Annotated in this window: 13 protein-coding genes, 1 other RNA gene and 1 riboswitch; of the genes, 10 read left to right on the top strand and 4 right to left on the bottom strand. The window is 65.9% G+C overall.

Translation table 11 applies throughout. From position 1 onward, the window contains the following. Positions 1 to 8: 8 nt before the first annotated feature. On the bottom strand, positions 9 to 1880 hold the full coding sequence (locus AC3WW4_RS06420) for a TonB-dependent receptor domain-containing protein (RefSeq protein WP_488827544.1): 1872 nt from the start codon (positions 1878 to 1880) through the stop codon (positions 9 to 11). Positions 1881 to 1953: 73 nt separating this feature from the next. After that, positions 1954 to 2204, bottom strand: a riboswitch (cobalamin riboswitch). A gap of 61 nt (positions 2205 to 2265) precedes the next feature. On the opposite strand from AC3WW4_RS06420, the gene AC3WW4_RS06415 reads away from it, so the two are divergent. The 3 genes from AC3WW4_RS06415 to ssrS all read left to right on the top strand — a co-directional run bounded on the left by AC3WW4_RS06415 (position 2266) and on the right by ssrS (position 3082). Further along, on the top strand, positions 2266 to 2502 hold the full coding sequence (locus AC3WW4_RS06415; RefSeq protein WP_488827543.1) for a cell division protein ZapB: 237 nt from the start codon (positions 2266 to 2268) through the stop codon (positions 2500 to 2502). Between the two features lie 5 nt (positions 2503 to 2507). After that, on the top strand, positions 2508 to 2843 hold the full coding sequence (locus AC3WW4_RS06410; RefSeq protein WP_488827542.1) for a cell division protein ZapA: 336 nt from the start codon (positions 2508 to 2510) through the stop codon (positions 2841 to 2843). A gap of 59 nt (positions 2844 to 2902) precedes the next feature. Next, positions 2903 to 3082, top strand: a non-coding RNA gene (ssrS, locus tag AC3WW4_RS06405) — 6S RNA. Between the two features lie 85 nt (positions 3083 to 3167). Here the strand turns inward: ssrS and AC3WW4_RS06400 are convergent. After that, entirely contained in the window at positions 3168 to 4166 is a 999-nt protein-coding gene (locus tag AC3WW4_RS06400; protein WP_488827541.1) for a sensor domain-containing diguanylate cyclase, read from the bottom strand. Positions 4167 to 4414: 248 nt separating this feature from the next. On the opposite strand from AC3WW4_RS06400, the gene AC3WW4_RS06395 reads away from it, so the two are divergent. Further along, positions 4415 to 5299, top strand: coding sequence for an NAD(P)-dependent oxidoreductase (locus tag AC3WW4_RS06395; protein WP_488827540.1), 885 nt, complete (start codon positions 4415 to 4417; stop codon positions 5297 to 5299). Here AC3WW4_RS06395 and AC3WW4_RS06390 read toward each other — a convergent pair. Together AC3WW4_RS06390 and AC3WW4_RS06385 are read right to left on the bottom strand one after the other, a co-directional pair. Then, on the bottom strand, positions 5296 to 5910 hold the full coding sequence (locus tag AC3WW4_RS06390; RefSeq protein ID WP_488827539.1) for a response regulator transcription factor: 615 nt from the start codon (positions 5908 to 5910) through the stop codon (positions 5296 to 5298). The genes AC3WW4_RS06395 and AC3WW4_RS06390 overlap by 4 nt on opposite strands. An 8-nt stretch (positions 5911 to 5918) precedes the next feature. Next, positions 5919 to 7925, bottom strand: a complete 2007-nt coding sequence (locus tag AC3WW4_RS06385; RefSeq protein WP_488827538.1) for an ATP-binding protein — start codon at positions 7923 to 7925, stop codon at positions 5919 to 5921. Between the two features lie 32 nt (positions 7926 to 7957). Between AC3WW4_RS06385 and AC3WW4_RS06380 the strand changes: the two genes are divergently transcribed. The 6 genes from AC3WW4_RS06380 (at position 7958) to AC3WW4_RS06355 (ending at position 17066) form a co-directional block, all read left to right on the top strand. Next, positions 7958 to 8995: a DctP family TRAP transporter solute-binding subunit gene (locus AC3WW4_RS06380; protein ID WP_488827537.1), complete on the top strand. Its 1038-nt coding sequence runs from the start codon at positions 7958 to 7960 to the stop codon at positions 8993 to 8995. Between the two features lie 141 nt (positions 8996 to 9136). Next, positions 9137 to 10483: a dicarboxylate/amino acid:cation symporter gene (locus AC3WW4_RS06375; protein WP_488827536.1), complete on the top strand. Its 1347-nt coding sequence runs from the start codon at positions 9137 to 9139 to the stop codon at positions 10481 to 10483. A 123-nt stretch (positions 10484 to 10606) separates the two neighbouring features. Then, positions 10607 to 12517: a hypothetical protein gene (locus AC3WW4_RS06370; protein WP_488827535.1), complete on the top strand. Its 1911-nt coding sequence runs from the start codon at positions 10607 to 10609 to the stop codon at positions 12515 to 12517. 97 nt (positions 12518 to 12614) lie between these two features. Further along, a complete protein-coding gene (locus AC3WW4_RS06365) occupies positions 12615 to 13676 on the top strand; it encodes an FUSC family protein (protein ID WP_488827534.1) in 1062 nt (353 codons plus the stop codon). A 43-nt stretch (positions 13677 to 13719) separates the two neighbouring features. Continuing rightward, on the top strand, positions 13720 to 14502 hold the full coding sequence (gene hypB / locus AC3WW4_RS06360; protein WP_488827533.1) for a hydrogenase nickel incorporation protein HypB: 783 nt from the start codon (positions 13720 to 13722) through the stop codon (positions 14500 to 14502). Then, positions 14463 to 17066 carry a carbamoyltransferase HypF gene (locus tag AC3WW4_RS06355; RefSeq protein ID WP_488827532.1) on the top strand — a complete coding sequence of 868 codons (2604 nt, stop codon included), beginning with the start codon at positions 14463 to 14465 and terminating at the stop codon, positions 17064 to 17066. Before hypB ends, AC3WW4_RS06355 begins: the two co-directional genes overlap by 40 nt.

Here is a 17066-nt window from a genome sequence, read left to right as displayed (position 1 = left end):
CAGGCGTGTCAGCGCGGGGTGTAGCGCAGGCCGATGAATGCACCCATGCGAGGCGTCCCAAAACCCTTGGCCGTTTCGTAGCGCTTGTCGAGCAAATTGTCCAGGCGCGCCTCCACTGCCAGCGCAGGTGTCACCACATAACGACCCGTGAGGTTCAACAGGCCGTACCCACCCATCTCCTTGGTTTCCGTGTTGGTGTCAAACCGCTTGCCGACCAAGACCCACTCCAGCCCGAGGTGAGCTGCGTCCCAGTTGCGATGGACCGCCAGCAAGGCCTTGTGACGTGCCCTGCGACCCAGTCGCTCACCCGTCGTCTCATTGACCGCGTTCAACCAGTCATACGAGGCATTGAACTGCCACGCTTCGACCTGTCCGGTGTACGCCAAGGTCACCCCCTCCAGACGGGCGCGGTTGACGTTGATGTACTGCCAGGTCACTGGATCCCCCCCGATCAGGTTGCGGACCTTGTTCAGGAAGTAGGTCGCCGATGCCGTGTGGCCACCACGCTCCCACACCACGGCCACCTCCCGGTTGCGTGCTTCTTCAGGTTGGAGATCCGCATTGCCAACGCCGTAGTAGGACGTATACAGCTGATAAGGCGTGGGGGCTTTGAAGGACGTGCCCGTGCTCATCCGCACGCGCCAGACCTCCGACAGCTGATAGCCGTACGCCAACCCATAGGTGCTCTGCTCACCGAACTGAGAGTGGTCGTCCAAACGGGTGTTGAGCTGCCAGCTGTGCCCACCCACGTTCGCACTCCACCCGCCCAGCAGCGCGTTGTTGCTGATGCCCTTCTTCTGCACGAAGTTGTCCGCCGGACCTGCCTTCTGCTCGCTTCGCTCCACAGCGAACAAGGCCGTCCCCAACGGCAAGGTCACGTCGTTCTGCCAACTGAGGTGCTTGTTGCGCGTGGTCAGAATGTCCACCATTTCCCCAGGTGCGGGCCAATCAGTCCAGCTGTAGCTGGACTGATCATCGGTGGTTTCACCATACTGCACGGAGCTGCGCCATCCATTCAGAATGCGGTTCTTGGCAAATACCTGCCACTGGTCCGTCTCGAAATACGAGCGGTCATCGTAGTCACCATTGCCCATCCAACTGTCGAGCTTGACCTTGCCCTTGTTGCGACGGTAGCTCAGGCCGACTTCATGACCCTCAGCAGGCAGGAAGGACAAGGACGCCGCCGTACCGGCGTTGCGGTAGGCATCGCGATCGGCGTCACGCTGGCTGGCGTTCCTCATCACGGAAAAGCCTTCGCTGGCATCGTGGCTGCCCTGAACGCTGAAACGCCAGAACTCATTGCCGCCCGACAGTCCGACACTGGACTTCACGGTGTCGTTCGTCCCGAGACCGACAAAGCCTTCGGCTTTCACGCCCTTCTGCCCGCGCTTGGTGAAGATCTGGATGACCCCACCCAGGGCATCGGCACCATACAAGGTGGCAGCCGGGCCGCGCAGGACCTCGATGCGCTCGACATCGCTCAAAGAGATGAATCGCAGCGGCGAACCAGATGCGTCGATCGAGTTGATGGGCAAACCATCCACCAGCACCTTGATCTGATCTGAATTGGCGCCACGGATGTAAAAACTCGACACGGTGCCCGGCCCACCGTTCGACGCGATCTGCATGCCGGGCTGGCGTGCCAGCAAATCGGCGATGCTGCCCGCACCGTTTCGCAGAATCTGCGCCCGATCAATCACCGTCACATCCGACAGCAACTCCGTTGCACCGACTGCCTGACGCGTGGCCGTCACCACCACCGGCGCCACCGCCTCTTCGGCCTGCGCGCCCACGTGAAACGCAGACAAAGCCACACCGCACGCCACAGCCAATGCCGAACGCGCCCCAGGTGCCACACGCACCGAGTTCAAAGAAAACATGATTGGAATCAAAAGACAAGTGCCCGGCCGGCGTCCCCGCAGGCGATGGGCGAAACGACCAGGCCCGCGCAAGCAAACCTGTCCCTCGTTGGCCGGTATCCGGGCTGGGCGATTGCAACCTGTGAGACCTTCCCAGATCTGTGGCAGACCCAGTGGCAGAGAGCACAAGCGGAGGCACCGGGACGAACCCGGCGACTCGATCGCCGACCGTTGCGGGGGCAGCGCAGTTCGGGTGGGCATCGTGTAACACGACACACCCTTCTGCTTCCCGTTTAACCGCGCCGAGTGAACCCCGGCGCGAGCACCAACAGCCGCCATTGTAAGGCGCCTACAATGTTTGACTTGCCTTGGCCGCTCGCGCCCCACCTCAGGTTGACGTCTCTCAATGTCCAGAATCGACGAACTCACGGACCGCATCGAGCGCCTGCTGCTGCGCCACGAAGAATTGCGACGCACCAACGCCTTGTTGCAGCAGCAGCTGACCGTGACCACGCAGGAGCGTGACTCCCTGCGCGCACGCCTGTCGGCAGCCCGTTCGCGCATCGACGCGCTGATCGACAAGCTGCCCCAGGTGGCCGGTTCGATGCTGTCCGAGTCTGACGACGACCTGCCCAAGACCTGATCGCCATGAAGCAAATCGAAGTTTCCATCATGGGGCAGAGCTATCTGCTGGGTTGCCCCGAAGGCGGCGAAGAGCGCCTGCGCGAAGCCGTGTCCCAGGTCGACCGCGAAATGTGCGCCATCCGCGACAGCGGCAAGCTCAAGGCTCGCGAGCGCATCGCGGTGCTGGCCGCGCTCAACCTGGCCTACATCCTGACCGACCGGCCCGGCCCTTCTGCCACGGCACCGACCGCGGCAACTCCGCCCCACCCGACCGACAGCGCCCTGCCCGCCCCCGAGTACCTTGACCAACTCATCCAGCGCCTGGACCAGGCCCTCGACAGCGACGGCCACTTGATCTGAGTCGTGGGCCGAATGTGCGTTTTGCACGGACACCACGAGCGATTCGCCGTAGAATAAAAGCGTTCGTCGCGTTCGTGGTTGCTTCTATTTCCTTGAACCGATGCTCCTCGAGCCAGGGCTTGGAATATTGCGGCGCGGGCGTGATCATCTCGCGTCAGATGAACCCGAAGTGCTGCTGACCTCGCCCACCTGAATCCCCCTGGGTTCAGGAATGCGGCAACCAGTGCGCGGCGAACACCTCACACGACCACGGCCAGACCCTGCAACAGGATCTGGCCGTTTTTTCATCGTGAAAGCGACACCCGTGCGGGCGTCCGGTAGGTATCAGGCTGCCGGCACGAACTGGATGCTCGCCAGCGCAATGCGGTTGCCGCCCTTGTCACGGGCACTGGCCAGCGCGCGGTCGGCGCTGCGCAGCAACTCGTCGACGATGCCAGCCGTGTGCGGGAAGCTGGACACGCCCATCGACACGGTGAACGGGATCTGCTGGCCATTGAAGGGCACGATGTGCTCGGCGCAGTGCCGTCTCAGGTGTTCCATGCGCGCGTGCGCCGTGGCCAGGCCGATGCCCGACAGCAGCACGACGAAGCGGTCGCCACCCAGGCGGCACGGCGAGTCCATGGCGCGGGTGTTGGCGCGCAGCAGGCGCCCCAGCGACTCGACCACGCGCTCACAGGCTTCCACGCCATGCAGGCGACGGATCTCGTCCATGTTATCGATGGCCATGGCCACCAGGGCGAACTCGCGCTGCTCGCGGCTGGACAGGTCGGCCTCGCGGCGCAGTTGCTCGTCAAAGTGGGCGCGGTGGTACAGGCCGGACGAGGTGTCGCGCACCTGGTTGTCTTCCATGTCGCGGCGCAGGGCGTCGTTGGCCTTTTGCTGCTGCTCCAACTGTGCCAGCGCCTGGGCAATCTGGGCCTCGCGCTGGTGGGTCTCGGTGATGTCTTGCCACAGCGAGAGCATGTGTGGCTCGCTCTGCCCCTCCAGGGCCACCTGCTGACGCCAGACACGGAAATCACGGCGGGCCCCGCGCAACTCCATGCGGTGCTCGGAACGCAGCCCGCTGGGCATGGACGCCGCCTGCACATCGGCGGCGCGCAGGGCCACAGCCTGGGTCGCGTCGAAGATGTCGGCGTCCTGCGCCCCTTCAAGCTGGTCGTCGCCGATGTGCAGCAGGCGTGAGGCCGCCTCGCTCGCATAGACGTAGCGCCCCGAGCTCAGGTCCTTGACCAGCACGGCCAACCCGAGTTGGTCCAGGGCGGTCAGAACCGCCTGGTGCACAGGGCCGCTGTTCAGGACGAAAGAGGCAGGTGAGTCGGACATGAAAACCTGAATGGAGGAAGGGAGTGACACAAGGAAGCGCACCGATCGTCGTTCAAATGACGCGCCGTGGCTGTCCTTCAAACAAGGGATAGAGGACTTTTTACACGACAAATGTGCCCTAATTCACATCGCCGCGCACCAAAACCGCCACAGCAACGCGACGCCCCCTCTTGGTCCCCTCTTAAGGAGGTGGGATTGTCCCTGTATCGGACAATGCCAGCCACCTCTCTCCACCAAGTTTGACCACAATGATCAACATTGCTTTGCTGGGTTGCGGCCTGATGGGCACCCCGATGTCTCGCCGTCTGCTGGCGGCTGGCTACCCCTTGACGGTGTGGAACCGCACGCGCGCCAAGGCCGAGGTGCTGGCCGAAGCCGGCGCCAGAGTGGCCGACACCCCGGCTGCGGCGGTGGCCCAGGCCGACCTCGTCATCACCATGCTGGAGCACGGCGGGGTGGTGGGCGAGGTGCTGTTCAGCCCGGAGTTGCCGGGTGCGGCCCAGGGACTGCGCCCCGGCACGCTGGTGGTGGACATGAGCTCGATCCTGCCCGAGCAGGCGCAAGATCACGCCCGTCGCCTGGCCAATCTGGGCGTGTCCGCGCTGGATGCGCCGGTGTCGGGCGGCACGCTGGGGGCCGAAGCGGGCACGCTGGCCATCATGGCCGGTGGCGAAGCGGCGGATTTCGAGCGCGCCCGCGAGGTACTGTCGGTGCTGGGTCGTCCGGTGCATGTGGGGCCGGCGGGTTCGGGCCAGTTGACCAAACTGGCCAACCAGATGATCGTGGGCATCACGATTGGCGCGGTGGCGGAGGCGCTGCTGCTGGCGGAGAAAGGCGGGGCCAACCCAGCCAAGGTGCGCGAGGCCCTGCGGGGTGGTTTTGCCGAGAGCCGCATCCTGGAGGTGCATGGTCAGCGCATGGTCGAGGGCGACTTTGCCAAGCGCGGCTCGCTGGCGATCCAGCTCAAGGACCTGCGCAACGCGCTGCACACCTCGGCCGGACTGGGGTTCGACGCGCCCATCACTCAGCACCTGACCGAGTTGTATGCCCAGGCTGCTGAACACGGTTTCGCCGACCTGGATCAGTCCGGGCTGTTCAAGGAATTGCAGCGCCGCCAGGGCGGAGCAAGTTAAGCACCGCCCCCGGGCGCGTAGCGGCCCATCAAGTGTGCCAACTCGACGGCGGACTGCACCTGCAGCTTCTCGAAGATGTTGGCGCGGTGGAACTCAACGGTGCGGGGCGTGATGCCCAGGTGATCGGCGATGTTCTTGTTGTAGTAGCCCTGCAGCAGTTCATTGAGCACCTCGCGCTCGCGCTGGCTCAGGGCGGCCAGGGCCTGCTGAAAGCGCCATTTCGCCTGCGATTCTGTCTGCAGGACGATGGCCTGCCGGCAGGCCGCCTCCACCTTGTCGACCAGTTGGTTGTCCTGAAAGGGCTTTTCCAGGAAATCCCAGGCACCGTTCTTGACGGCGGCCACGGCCATGCTCAGGTCACCATGCCCGGTCAAAAAGAGCACGGGCCAGGGCCAGCCTTGCGCCTTGAGCTGCTCGAAGGTGGCCAGGCCTGAGAGCGGCGCCATGCGGATGTCGAGCAGCATGATGCTGCAGGCCCAGGTGGCGCTGTCCGGGCGCAGGTCCGCCAGAAATTGGTCGCCACCCGCCCAGCAGCGGGTGTGCAGCCCGCGGGAGTCGAGCAGCCACGCCAAGCCGTCGCGGAAGTCCGCGTCGTCGTCGACGATGTGCACAAGAGGGGTCAGGAATTCAGGGGCAGCCACAGGGTGAATTGTGCCCCGTGCAGCTCATCGCTGCGCGCCACGTCGATGCGCCCGTGGTGGGCCTCGATGATGGAGCGGCAGATGGACAGGCCCATGCCCATGCCGCCTTCTTTCTGGGTGGCAAAGGCATCGAAGATGCTGCCGACCTGCTCGGGCGGCACGCCGGGGCCGTTGTCGGACACCTGAATGCCCACCCAGCCTTCGCTGCGCACCAGCCGCACCTGCACGCGAGGCGTGGCTGCGGTGGTTTTGACCGCCCATTCGGTGGCGTTGAGGACGACGTTGTGCAGCGCGTGCTCCAGCAGCGTGGCGTCGGCCGGCACGGTCAGTGGGGTGTCGGCATCCGGCAGGTGCAGGTGCAGGCGCAGCCCCTCTGGCAAGGGCACCTGCCCGACCACGCGGCTCACGAAGGGCAAGAGGTCCAGGGGCTGTCGGTTCATCTCCTGGCGGCGCGCAAAAGCGTTGACGCGCTGGATGACGCGCCCGGCCTTGTCGGCGATGCGGGCCATGCGCTCCACGACCGGGCCGACTTCGTCGAGCGTGATGCGTTGCTGCTGCAGGCGATTGAGCAGGCCGTTGGCAAAGCTGCTGAGGGCGCCCAGGGGCTGGTTGAGCTCGTGGGCCAGGGTGGAGGCCACCTCGCCGACCGCGATCAAGCGGCCTGAGGCTTCCAGCATGTCTTGCTGTCGAGCCGCGCGCCGCTCGATGCGTTTGCGCTCGGTGATGTCCAGGGCCGATCCCATCCAACCGACCACGGTGCCATCGGGCAAACTCAAGGGAGCGCCATGCACCAGCACCTCCAGCAGGTGGCCGTCGTGGTGTCGCCATTGCAGCTCGACGCCGATCTGCGGGGCGCTGGGGTCGGCCATGTGCGCCCGCAGGGTTTCGAACTCGTCGCGCGGCGCACCAGGCCAGTAAGGCATGGGCTGGCCAGGGTCGACCAGCACTTCGGCCGGCCAGCCCACCAAGCGGCAGAAGGCCTGGTTGACGTAGAGCGGGCGCCCTTGGGTGTCCCAGGCGCGCAGGCCCAGCAGCACCGCGCGCTCCATGGCCTGACGCAGCACACGCTGGGTCTGCAACTGGGCCTCGGCGCGCTGGCGCCGCACGGTGTCCAGCCACAGGGCATAGAGGGCCGCCATCATGGCCAGCAGGCACACGAGTGCCACGCCGAAAAAGAGCCGGGGTGCCAGGGCGTATTGCGGGTTCAGCGCGCGCACGTCCAGGCTGAGCTGGATGCCGGGAAAGTGAATGGGGACCGTGGCCGAGGCGCCCCCCTCGGGGTTGAGCTGAATGGCATGGTCCCGGGCAAACCAGGGCGGGATGATGCTGCGCAAAGCCTGCTCGAAATGCACCGCCGCCACGTGATCGCCCACAAACTGGCCCTGCTCGAACTGAGGCACGGCCAGCCACAGGATGTGACCCGCTTCAGGGCCGCCTTGCGGCAAGGGGCCGGCATAGGCGGCGCGTTGCAGTGCCCCGGTGGTGGCCAGCATGGTCTGCAAAGCGGGTTCGCCGTCGGGCTGACGGGCGGCCGTTTGCATGAAGTCGGGCCAGTCACTGACACGCCGCTGCTGTGCGGCGGGCAACCAGCGGTGAAACAGGATGACGCCAGGGGTGCGCCACAACTGACCGGCTTTCACAGGCAAAGCGGGAGAGGCGGACGAGGTACCCTCCCCCCCACGGTCACTCCGTGCCGGCGCGGCGGGTGCATCGCGGCGCTGGGCCTGCAGCGCCAGCGCGGTGAGATCGGCCTCCAGGCGCTGGAAGTGAAAGCGCAGGGTCTGGTCCAGCCACTGGGCGTCGGCCACACGGCGGCGGTTGGCCTCTTCGTCCTCGACCGAGCGCAGGAACAGCGCCAGCACGCCGATGGACACCGCCACCAGCAAGAGCATGCCGCCCAGCCACAACAGGGCACGGCGGTTCCAGGCGGAGGCCGAGGGCGGCTCCAGCTCCAGCAAGGTGAAATCGACGGCAGGCTCGGACATGGCAGCAGGGGGTTTTGGTTAGGATAGCTGACATGTCTGCTCCTGACGTCCACGCCAACTTGAAGCACCGCCTGCTGGGGATGAGCGCGTGCCTCTGGATGTTGTGCGCCACCTGGGCCCCGATGGCCCAGGCCGCCGAGCTGGTCGTGCGCCTGTCGCATGTGGTGGCGCCGGACACGCCCAAGGGGCTGATGGCCAAGCGTTTTCAACAACTGGTCGCGCAGGCCTCGGGGGGGCGCATCCGCGTCGATGTTTATCCCGACTCGCAGCTGTATGGCGACGAAGACGAGATGGAGGCGCTGCAGTTGGGCGCGGTCGAGATCCTGGCGCCGTCCTTGTCCAAGTTCGGCGTGGCCGGTGCGCCCGAGTTCGATGTGTTCGACCTGCCTTTTTTGTTTGACACCCTGGCCCAGGTGCGCTGTGTGACGCAAGGTAGCCTTGGCCAGCAGTTGTTGCAGGGTCTGGCCCGGCAGCAGATGGTGGGCCTGGGCTTTCTCGACAATGGGTTCAAGCAGATGAGCGCGCCACGCCCCTTGCTGCAAACGGCTGATTTCAAGGGCCTGCGACTGCGCATTCAAGCTTCCCGTGTGCTGGCTGCCCAGATGCGGGCGCTAGGGGCATATCCGGTGGTGCTGCCGTTTGGAGAAACCCGACGGGCGCTGGCCGAGGGCGTGGTCGATGGCGCAGAGAACCCTTTGTCCAACTTTCTGACCCAGGGCTTGGCCCCGCTACAGCGCGCGGTCACCCTGACCGATCATGGCTATCTGGGTTATGCGGTGGTGGCCAACCCGCGCTTCTGGGCCAGTCTGGATGACCGCGATCGCACCCTGCTGCAGCGGGCCTTGAATCAGGCCCTGGCAGAGGGCAATGCGCGGGCCGCCGCCCTCAATGCCCAGGCGCTGATCACCTTGAAGCAGACGCCCGGGCTGTGGGTGCACAGTCTGAGCGCATTACAACGCAAGGCCCTGCGCGAGGCGGCGGAGCCGGTGCATGCCGACTTTGCGAGGCGCGTGGGCACGCCGTTATTGCGGGATGTGAAAAACCTTTGCCTGGGTGGCGTTCAGGGTTAACCCGACTGTTGAACGCCACAGTTGGCGGCCCACACCGGGCTGGGTATCGTTCGAGCCACACCGCCCCCATGGGCCGGCTTGGCGCAAGGTGCGTCACGGTCAGCTCTGGGCCCCCACCCTCACACCGCAAAGGCCCGCGCCATGTCCCAGACACCTGCACGCAAGCCGCTCTACAAATCCCTCTACCTTCAAGTGCTGTTCGCCGTCATTGTCGGCGTCCTGCTGGGCCACTTTGCGCCGGAAGTCGGCGCCAAGATGAAGCCCTTGGGCGACGGGTTCATCAAGCTGATCAAGATGATCATCGCCCCCATCATTTTCTGTACCGTGGTGGTGGGCATCGCGGGCATGGAAGACATGAAGAAGGTGGGCAAGACCGGGGGTCTGGCCTTGCTGTACTTTGAGGTGGTCTCAACCATCGCCTTGGTCATCGGTCTGGTCGTGGTCAATGTGCTGCAGCCCGGTTCGGGCATGCACGTCGATCCGAACACGCTGGACACCAAGGGCATTGCGGCCTACACGGAACCCGGCAAGATGCAGGGCACCGTGGACTTCCTGCTGCATGTGATCCCCACCTCGGTGGTGGACGCCTTTGCCAAGGGTGAGATCCTGCAGGTGCTGCTGTTCTCGGTGCTGTTCGGCTTTGCGCTGCACAAGTTCGGCGGCCGCGGCACGATGGTGTTCGACTTCATCGAGAAGTTCTCGCACGTGCTGTTCGACATCGTCGGCATCATCATGAAGGTGGCCCCCATCGGTGCCTTCGGTGCGATGGCCTTCACCATCGGCAAGTACGGGATCAGCTCGCTGTTCTCGCTGGGCAAGCTGATGGGCGCGTTCTACCTGACCTGCCTGATCTTCGTCTTTGTCGTGCTGGGCATCGTCAGCCGCCTGCATGGCTTCAGCGTCGTCAAGTTCGTTCGCTACATCAAGGAAGAACTGCTGATCGTGCTGGGCACTTCGTCGTCGGAGTCGGTGCTGCCGCGCATGATGGAGAAGCTGGAGAACCTGGGCGCCCGCAAGTCGGTGGTCGGCCTGGTGATCCCCACGGGTTACTCCTTCAACCTGGATGGCACCTCGATTTACCTGACGATGGCCGCGGTGTTCATCTCGCAAGCCACGGACACCCCCATGACGCTGGTGCAGCAGCTGACCCTGCTGGCAGTGCTGCTGCTGACCTCCAAGGGCGCAGCGGGCATCACGGGCAGTGGCTTCATCGTGCTGGCGGCCACGCTGTCGGCGGTGGGACATGTGCCGGTGGCTGGCTTGGCCTTGATCCTGGGCATCGACCGCTTCATGTCGGAAGCCCGCGCCCTGACCAACCTGGTGGGCAACGGTGTGGCGACCCTGGTGGTGGCCAAGTGGACCGGTGACTTGGACATGCAAAAGCTCCATCATGGGCTGAACAACCCGTCGGCGGCCGAAGCCGACGAACCCGAACTCATCCTGGACCAACAGGTTGCCCACATGGCCGTGACGCCCCAGAAGGGCTGATCCTCGCAATGTGACACGGAGCCGCCCCAATCGGGCGGCTTTTTTAATGCATGAAATCAGGCGCTTGTTTTCCTCCCGGCTGACTCCTACATTGTTTGAAAAAGCGAACGCGGGAGGTGCCTCATGCGTCGGTATGCGTGCGTCGTCTTGGTCTGTCTGGCGGGATGCGGTGGCGGTGGAGGCGGTGGATCCCGCCCGTCGCCGGCTCCGACTGGCATCTCCGAAGACTACTACCCCGTCAGCGTGGGGGCGCGTTGGTCGTATGCCGTCACGTCCAGTGATGTGGCCTTGCCCTATGTCGACAACCTGAGCATCACGGGCTTCCACGCCGGGACAGGTCAATGGGTCTTTCTGGACAGCGACCCGGCCGGTGACGGCATGCCCGTCGAGAGCTACTACCGCAAAGATGCGCGCGCCTTCACCTTCGTGGGTGACAACGACCCTGCCGACTGGCTGACTGCCACGCTCACGCCGATGGACCTGATGCGCTTTGACGGCACCTTCAGCGCCTCGCCCCTGGTCAGCCGAAGCAATGCCAACATCGGCGTCGATCTGGACAACGACGGCCTGAATGAAACGATTTCCGGGCAGGTCAATGGCACCGTCGAAGGCTTTGAAACGCTGAACACCGATGTCGGGTCGTTCTCGAACACGGCCCGGATCCGTTACAGCGCCTCGGGCACCGTGACGCTCACCACCGGCGCCAGCATCCCCGTGACGCAAACGGTGCGCGAGTGGCGAGCTCCGGGCTTGGGCGCGATCCGGCAAACCATCCAGACCACGGTCGGCGGCAGCACGAGCACAACCACCCTGGAGCTCAAAGGCCTGTCCGTCAACGGCATCCTCGGCGGCATCCTGCCGCCCTCGACCCTGTTGGCCAACCTGGGCAGCGCGAGCTCCGATGAGACCCGCCCCGGGCGGCCAGCCCTGGCCAGCGATGGACAACGCCATCTGCTGATCAGCAACCGACAGATCACGCCGACCACCTGGGAGTGGCTCGGCCAGTTCATCGCGGCGGACGGGCAGTTGCAGAGCAGCGTGTCACTGTCGCCCGCGACCAACGATCTGTGGGGGCACCTGGCCGTGGCGTGGAATGGGGTCTCCAGCACGTACGCCGTCGTGTCCGGCAGTGGCACCGCCTACGGCATGCGCTTCCAGCGGATCAGCGCCACGGGCGTGGTGCTCGACGCCTACCCCGGCACCGAGCTGGCGCCCGATGGCCGCAATCGGGCCTTGGCCGCAGGGGGCGGCAAATGGCTGGCGGTGTACCAGCGCAACAGTGTCCCCGGCGCCTTGTTGGGCAGACTGGTGGATGCCAATGGCCTGCACGGCGTCGAGTTCACGATCGCCTCGACGGGCGTGGCCGATTTCGCCCAACCCGCTGTGGCGTTCGACGGCAGCAACTTCCTGATCGCTTGGGAGTCGGGGCCGGGCTCCTTGCAGCCGGCCAACACGGACATCCACGCCCGACGCGTGTCTCCGCAGGGTGTCCTGCTGGAGCCTGCCCCGTTCACCGTGAGCGCGGCTGCCGAGGCGCAATGGATGCCGCAGATCGCCTGCGACCCGACGAATTGCCTCATTGCGTGGGTCGACCGTCGAAACCACACGGGGCAAAGCTACAACTTCTCACCCGGGCCAGGCGACCTGTATGGCACGCTGATCGGCTCGGCCGGCACGCCGCTGCAGGCCGATGGCCTGGCGTTCGCGACCGGGATCACCGCCAACGCCGGCTACCCTGGCCTGACGTTCAACGGTTCAGACTACGTGCTCGCGTGGTCTCGCGGTGCTTTTGCGAACAATCCCGGCGGCCCGACCGGCATCTACGCGATGCGCATCAGCACCGCCGGTGTCGCCTCTCCGGCCATGCCGGGCCTGGCGGTGTCCGGCCCGCCGCCTGCGGCCACCCGCTACCTGTATCCGACCTTGGCCTCGGCTGGGCCGGGGGCCCTGGTGGTCTGGCTCCACAACGCGGAAACCATCGGCAGCACGAAGCAGATCGACGGCACGGTGATCTGGCCAAAACTGACGCGTTGACCTGAGCGACCGGTGAGGGCCACGTACACTCTGTGCGTGTTGTTGACCGCCCCTTCGGGCCCCTCACATGAGGACTGATTCTTCACGCTTGGATGTCATGAAGCTGCTGCTGAACCAGTGGCGGCAGCTGACGACACTCAACCGCAGTGACCGCCCCTGGCAAATGCCTTTTGCGGCGGCCCTGGCCTCAGGACTGCCGTTGTGCGTGGGCGCCTGGTTCGGACACATGGACTATGGCCTGGTGTCGTCCTTGGGTGGGCTGGTGTTTCTGTACCTGCCCGCCACCCCGCTGTACCACCGCATGGTCACACTGATGGCTTGCTCGTTTGCCATGAGCGCCTGCTACACGATCGGTCTGATCAGCCATTTCGTGCCAGCGCTGATGATGCCGGCACTGGTCTTCACGGCCATCATCGCCAACATGGTGTGTCGTTTTTATGCGGTGGGTGTGCCGGGGAGCCTGTTCTTCATCATGGCGGCGGCCATCGGGGCCTACACCCCCATCAGGATCGAACAGTTGCCCCTGATGGTGGGACTGATCACCCTGGGTTCCTTGCTGGCCAGCCTGATCGCTTTCTTCTACAGCTTGCACCGATTGAGTGTGCAGGCACCCATGCCGGTCCAGCCCCTGCCCACACCCACCTTCGATTTCGTGATTTTCGATTCGGTGGTGATTGGCGTGTTCGTCGGCATTTCGCTGGCTTTGGCGCAACTCTTTCAGCTGGGAAAAGCCTACTGGGTGCCCGTGAGCTGCCTGGCGGTGATCCAGGGGGCCTCCTTGCAGGCGGTGTGGAACAAGCAGGTGCACCGCATCCTGGGCACCGGCCTGGGCCTGCTGGTGGCCTGGGGGCTGTTGCTGCTGCCGCTCAACGCCTGGGGGGTCGCGGCCTTGCTGATGATCCTCACCTTCATCGTGGAAACCGTGGTGGTTCGGCACTATGGCTTCGCCACCATTTTCATCACCCCCTTGACCATCTTGCTGGCCGAGGCGGGCACCCTGGGCCGGGGCGTGCCGGCCCACCTGATCGAGGCGCGCTTCTACGACACCGTGTTGGGCTGCGCCGTGGGCCTGGTGGGCGGCGTGTGTTTGCACAGCCCACGCTTTCGGGCGGTGCTGGGGCAGCAGATGCGCCGGCTGATGCCAAAACGGTTCCTGTAACTGCGATACTGCCGCTCAGCCCACCCGGAGTCTGGACGGAACCATGTGCACCATTTGCGGTTGTGAATCGGCGCAGGCCCATGCGCCGAATGCCCACGATCATGCGCATTCGCATGGTCATGACGCCACGGCATCCCATCATCACCACACCGCCACCGGCGACATGCACACCCGCGTGCTGCAACTGGAACAAGACATCCTGGCCGGCAACCAGCACATGGCCGACCATGTGCGTGCGCACCTGGCCAGTCAACACACGCTGGCCTTGAACCTGGTCTCCAGCCCCGGCTCAGGCAAGACCACACTGCTGGTCGAAACCGTGGCGCGCCTGAAAGCGCAGCAACGGCCGGTCGCCGTGATCGAGGGCGATCAGCAGACCAGCTTCGATGCCGAGCGCATCCGCGCCACCGGCGTGCAGGCGGTGCAGATCAACACCGGCAAGGGCTGCCACCTGGACGCACGCATGGTGCACGACGCCCTGCACGATCTGCCCACCCTGCCGCATGGCGTGCTGATGATCGAGAACGTGGGCAACCTGGTGTGCCCGGCCGGCTTTGACTTGGGCGAGCGCGCCAAGGTGCTGGTGTTTTCCGTCACCGAGGGCGAGGACAAGCCCCTGAAGTACCCAGACATGTTCCAGGCAGCGGGCCTGATCCTGCTGCACAAGTGCGATCTGTTGCCTCACCTGCGTTTTGACGTGGCGCGGGCGCTCGACTTTGTGCGCCAGGTGAACCCGGATGCCCCGGTGATCCAGCTGTCCAGCACCACCGGCGAGGGCTTTGACGCATGGATGCGCTGGATCGACACGCAGTGCGCCACCGCCTGATCCTGCGTGGTCAGGTTCAGGGCGTGGGCTGCCGGCCCTGGGTCTGCCAGCAGGCCCGTGCGCTGGGCCTGCGCGGCTGGGTGCGCAACACCGGCGACGGCGTCGAGGTGCTGGCCGAGGGGCCGGTGGACGACGTGGACCAACTGCTTGCCCGCCTGACTCAGCTGCCCGCCCCAGGTCGCGTGGATGAGTTGCTGACGGGTGATGCGCACGCGCCCGGCCTGCCCGCCGTGTCGTCCGCCGACTTCACGATCTTGCCCAGCCCGGCCTTGAGCGAACAGGCCCAACTCCACGCCCTGCTGGGCGCCGACCTGGCCGTGTGCGACACCTGCCTGGGCGAGCTGTTCGACCCCACGAACCATCGCTGGCGCCATCCTTTCATCCATTGCCCACAGTGCGGGCCGCGCTATACCGTGACGCGCCGCCTGCCGTTCGACCGGGCGAACACGTCTCTGGCCGATTTTGACCTGTGCCCGCGCTGCGAGGTCGAGGTGCATGACCCGCACGACCGGCGCTTTCACGACCAGACCCAGGCCTGCCAGGACTGTGGTCCAAGGCTGTCGCTGTGTCTGTCAAACGGCGAGGCGCTGCCCGGTGATGCCATTGCGCAGACCTGGCAGCTGCTGGCCAGCGGTCGCATCGTGGCCTTGCAGGGCGTGGGCGGATTTCACCTGTGCTGCGATGCACGCCGGCCCGAGGCCGTGGCCCGCCTGCGCGCCCTCAAGCGGCGCCCGACCCAACCCTTGGCGGTGATGGCTGCGAATGTGGCGTCTTTGCAGGACTGGCTTGACGTGTCGCCGGATGAGGCGCGCTGGCTGCGCTCGCCCGAGCGGCCCATCGTGCTGCTGAACCAGAAGCCTCACACCTCGCAGGCCTACCCTGGCTTGGCCCCGCACCTGCACTCTCTGGGTGTGATGCTGCCCTATACGCCGGTGCACCACCTGCTGTTTCACGAGGCTGCCGGACGGCCCACTGGCCCGGCGTGGCTTGAGCAGGCGCAAGCCCCCTGGCTGGTGATGACGAGTGGCAATGCGCCGGGCGAGCCCTTGGTGATCGACCACGACCACGCTTGGCGAGAACTGGCCCCGCTGGCCGACGCGCTGCTGCTGCACGATCGCGCCATCACCGCCCGCAATGACGACTCGGTGCTGCGCGTGCGCCTGGATGGCAGCGCTTGCTGGCTGCGCCGGGGGCGGGGCTATGCGCCGCTGCCGATGCACTGGCCGACGTGGATGCCGGTTGGAACACCTTCAGCAGCCGACACCCAGACCGACGCCGGCACTGAGACGGACACCGATGCGGACCCGCACAACGAAGACCGACACGGCGGATCCGATGTGCCCATTCCCACCGTGCTGGCCCTCGGTGGCGAACTCAAGGCCACGCTCTGCCTGAGCGCCCCACACCCGACGGCAGGCACGCAGGTCTTCGTGTCGCCCCATGTCGGCAACCTCGACAACGCCGGCACCCGCCTGGCCTTTGAGGCCTTGGCCCGGCAATGGCCCGCCTGGCGTCAGGTACGCCCCACCGCCCTGGCCTGCGATCTGCACCCCGATTTCTACAGCAGCCGACTCGCCGCCGAGTGGGCGGGTCAAGCCGACGTTCCGCTGATCCCCGTCCAGCATCATCACGCCCACATTGCCGCCGTGCTGGCCGAGCACGCGCACGACCCGGCCAGCCTGCAGCCGGTGATCGGCCTGGCGCTGGACGGTCACGGCCTGGGCAGCGACGGACAAGCCTGGGGCGGCGAGCTGCTGTGGGTGCACCGCGACCAATGCCAGCGTCTGGGCCACCTGCATCCGCTGCCCCTGCCGGGTGGGGGACGCGCCGCCCGCGAGCCCTGGCGCTTGGGCATCGCCCTGCTGCACACCCTGGGCCGTGGTGATGAGATTGCCGCCCGCTTTGCCGACCAGCCGGGCGCTGCCCTGCTGCACTCCTGGCTGGTACAAACCCAAGGCGAGGCCGCGCCCTCGTCCACTCTCACTGCGCTGCCGCGCAGCACCAGCCTGGGCCGCCTGTTCGACGCCGCTGCCGGTGTGCTGCGACTGCTCGATCACTCTGCCCATGAGGGCGATGCGGCCATGCGCCTGGAAGCCTTGGCGGCCCGAGCTGCAGAGCGCCTGCCTCTGCCAACCGCCCCCACCTTCTCCCCCCTGTCCACCGTCGGGTCGGCCTCCTCGCCACCGGCGCGGTCGGCACCATCGGTCCTGGACTGGCACCCCCTGATGCACTGGCTGTGCGACCAACCCACCGCTTCCAGCGCCCCCACCCGCCCGGCCGCGCAGCTGGCCGACGCCGCCGCCGTCTTCCACCTCACCCTGGCGCGCGACCTGGCCGCCTGGGCCGCCCAAGCTTGCGCGCAGCATGGCATTGGCACCGTGGTGCTCAACGGCGGCTGCCTGGCCAACCGCCTGCTCGACGACGCCTTGACACAGCATTTGCAAGCCGCTGGTCTGCGCGTCTGGCGCGCCAGCCACTATCCTTGTGGTGATGGCGGCTTGAGCCTGGGCCAGGCCTGGGTGGCCCACCACCGCCTCACCGCCCCTGTGTCCCTCACCGCTTGA

It is taken from the genome of Aquabacterium sp. TM01, from assembly GCF_057808345.1.
Note: the sequence above shows the minus strand (reverse complement) of the source record. Positions and strands in the feature narration are given on the sequence as shown.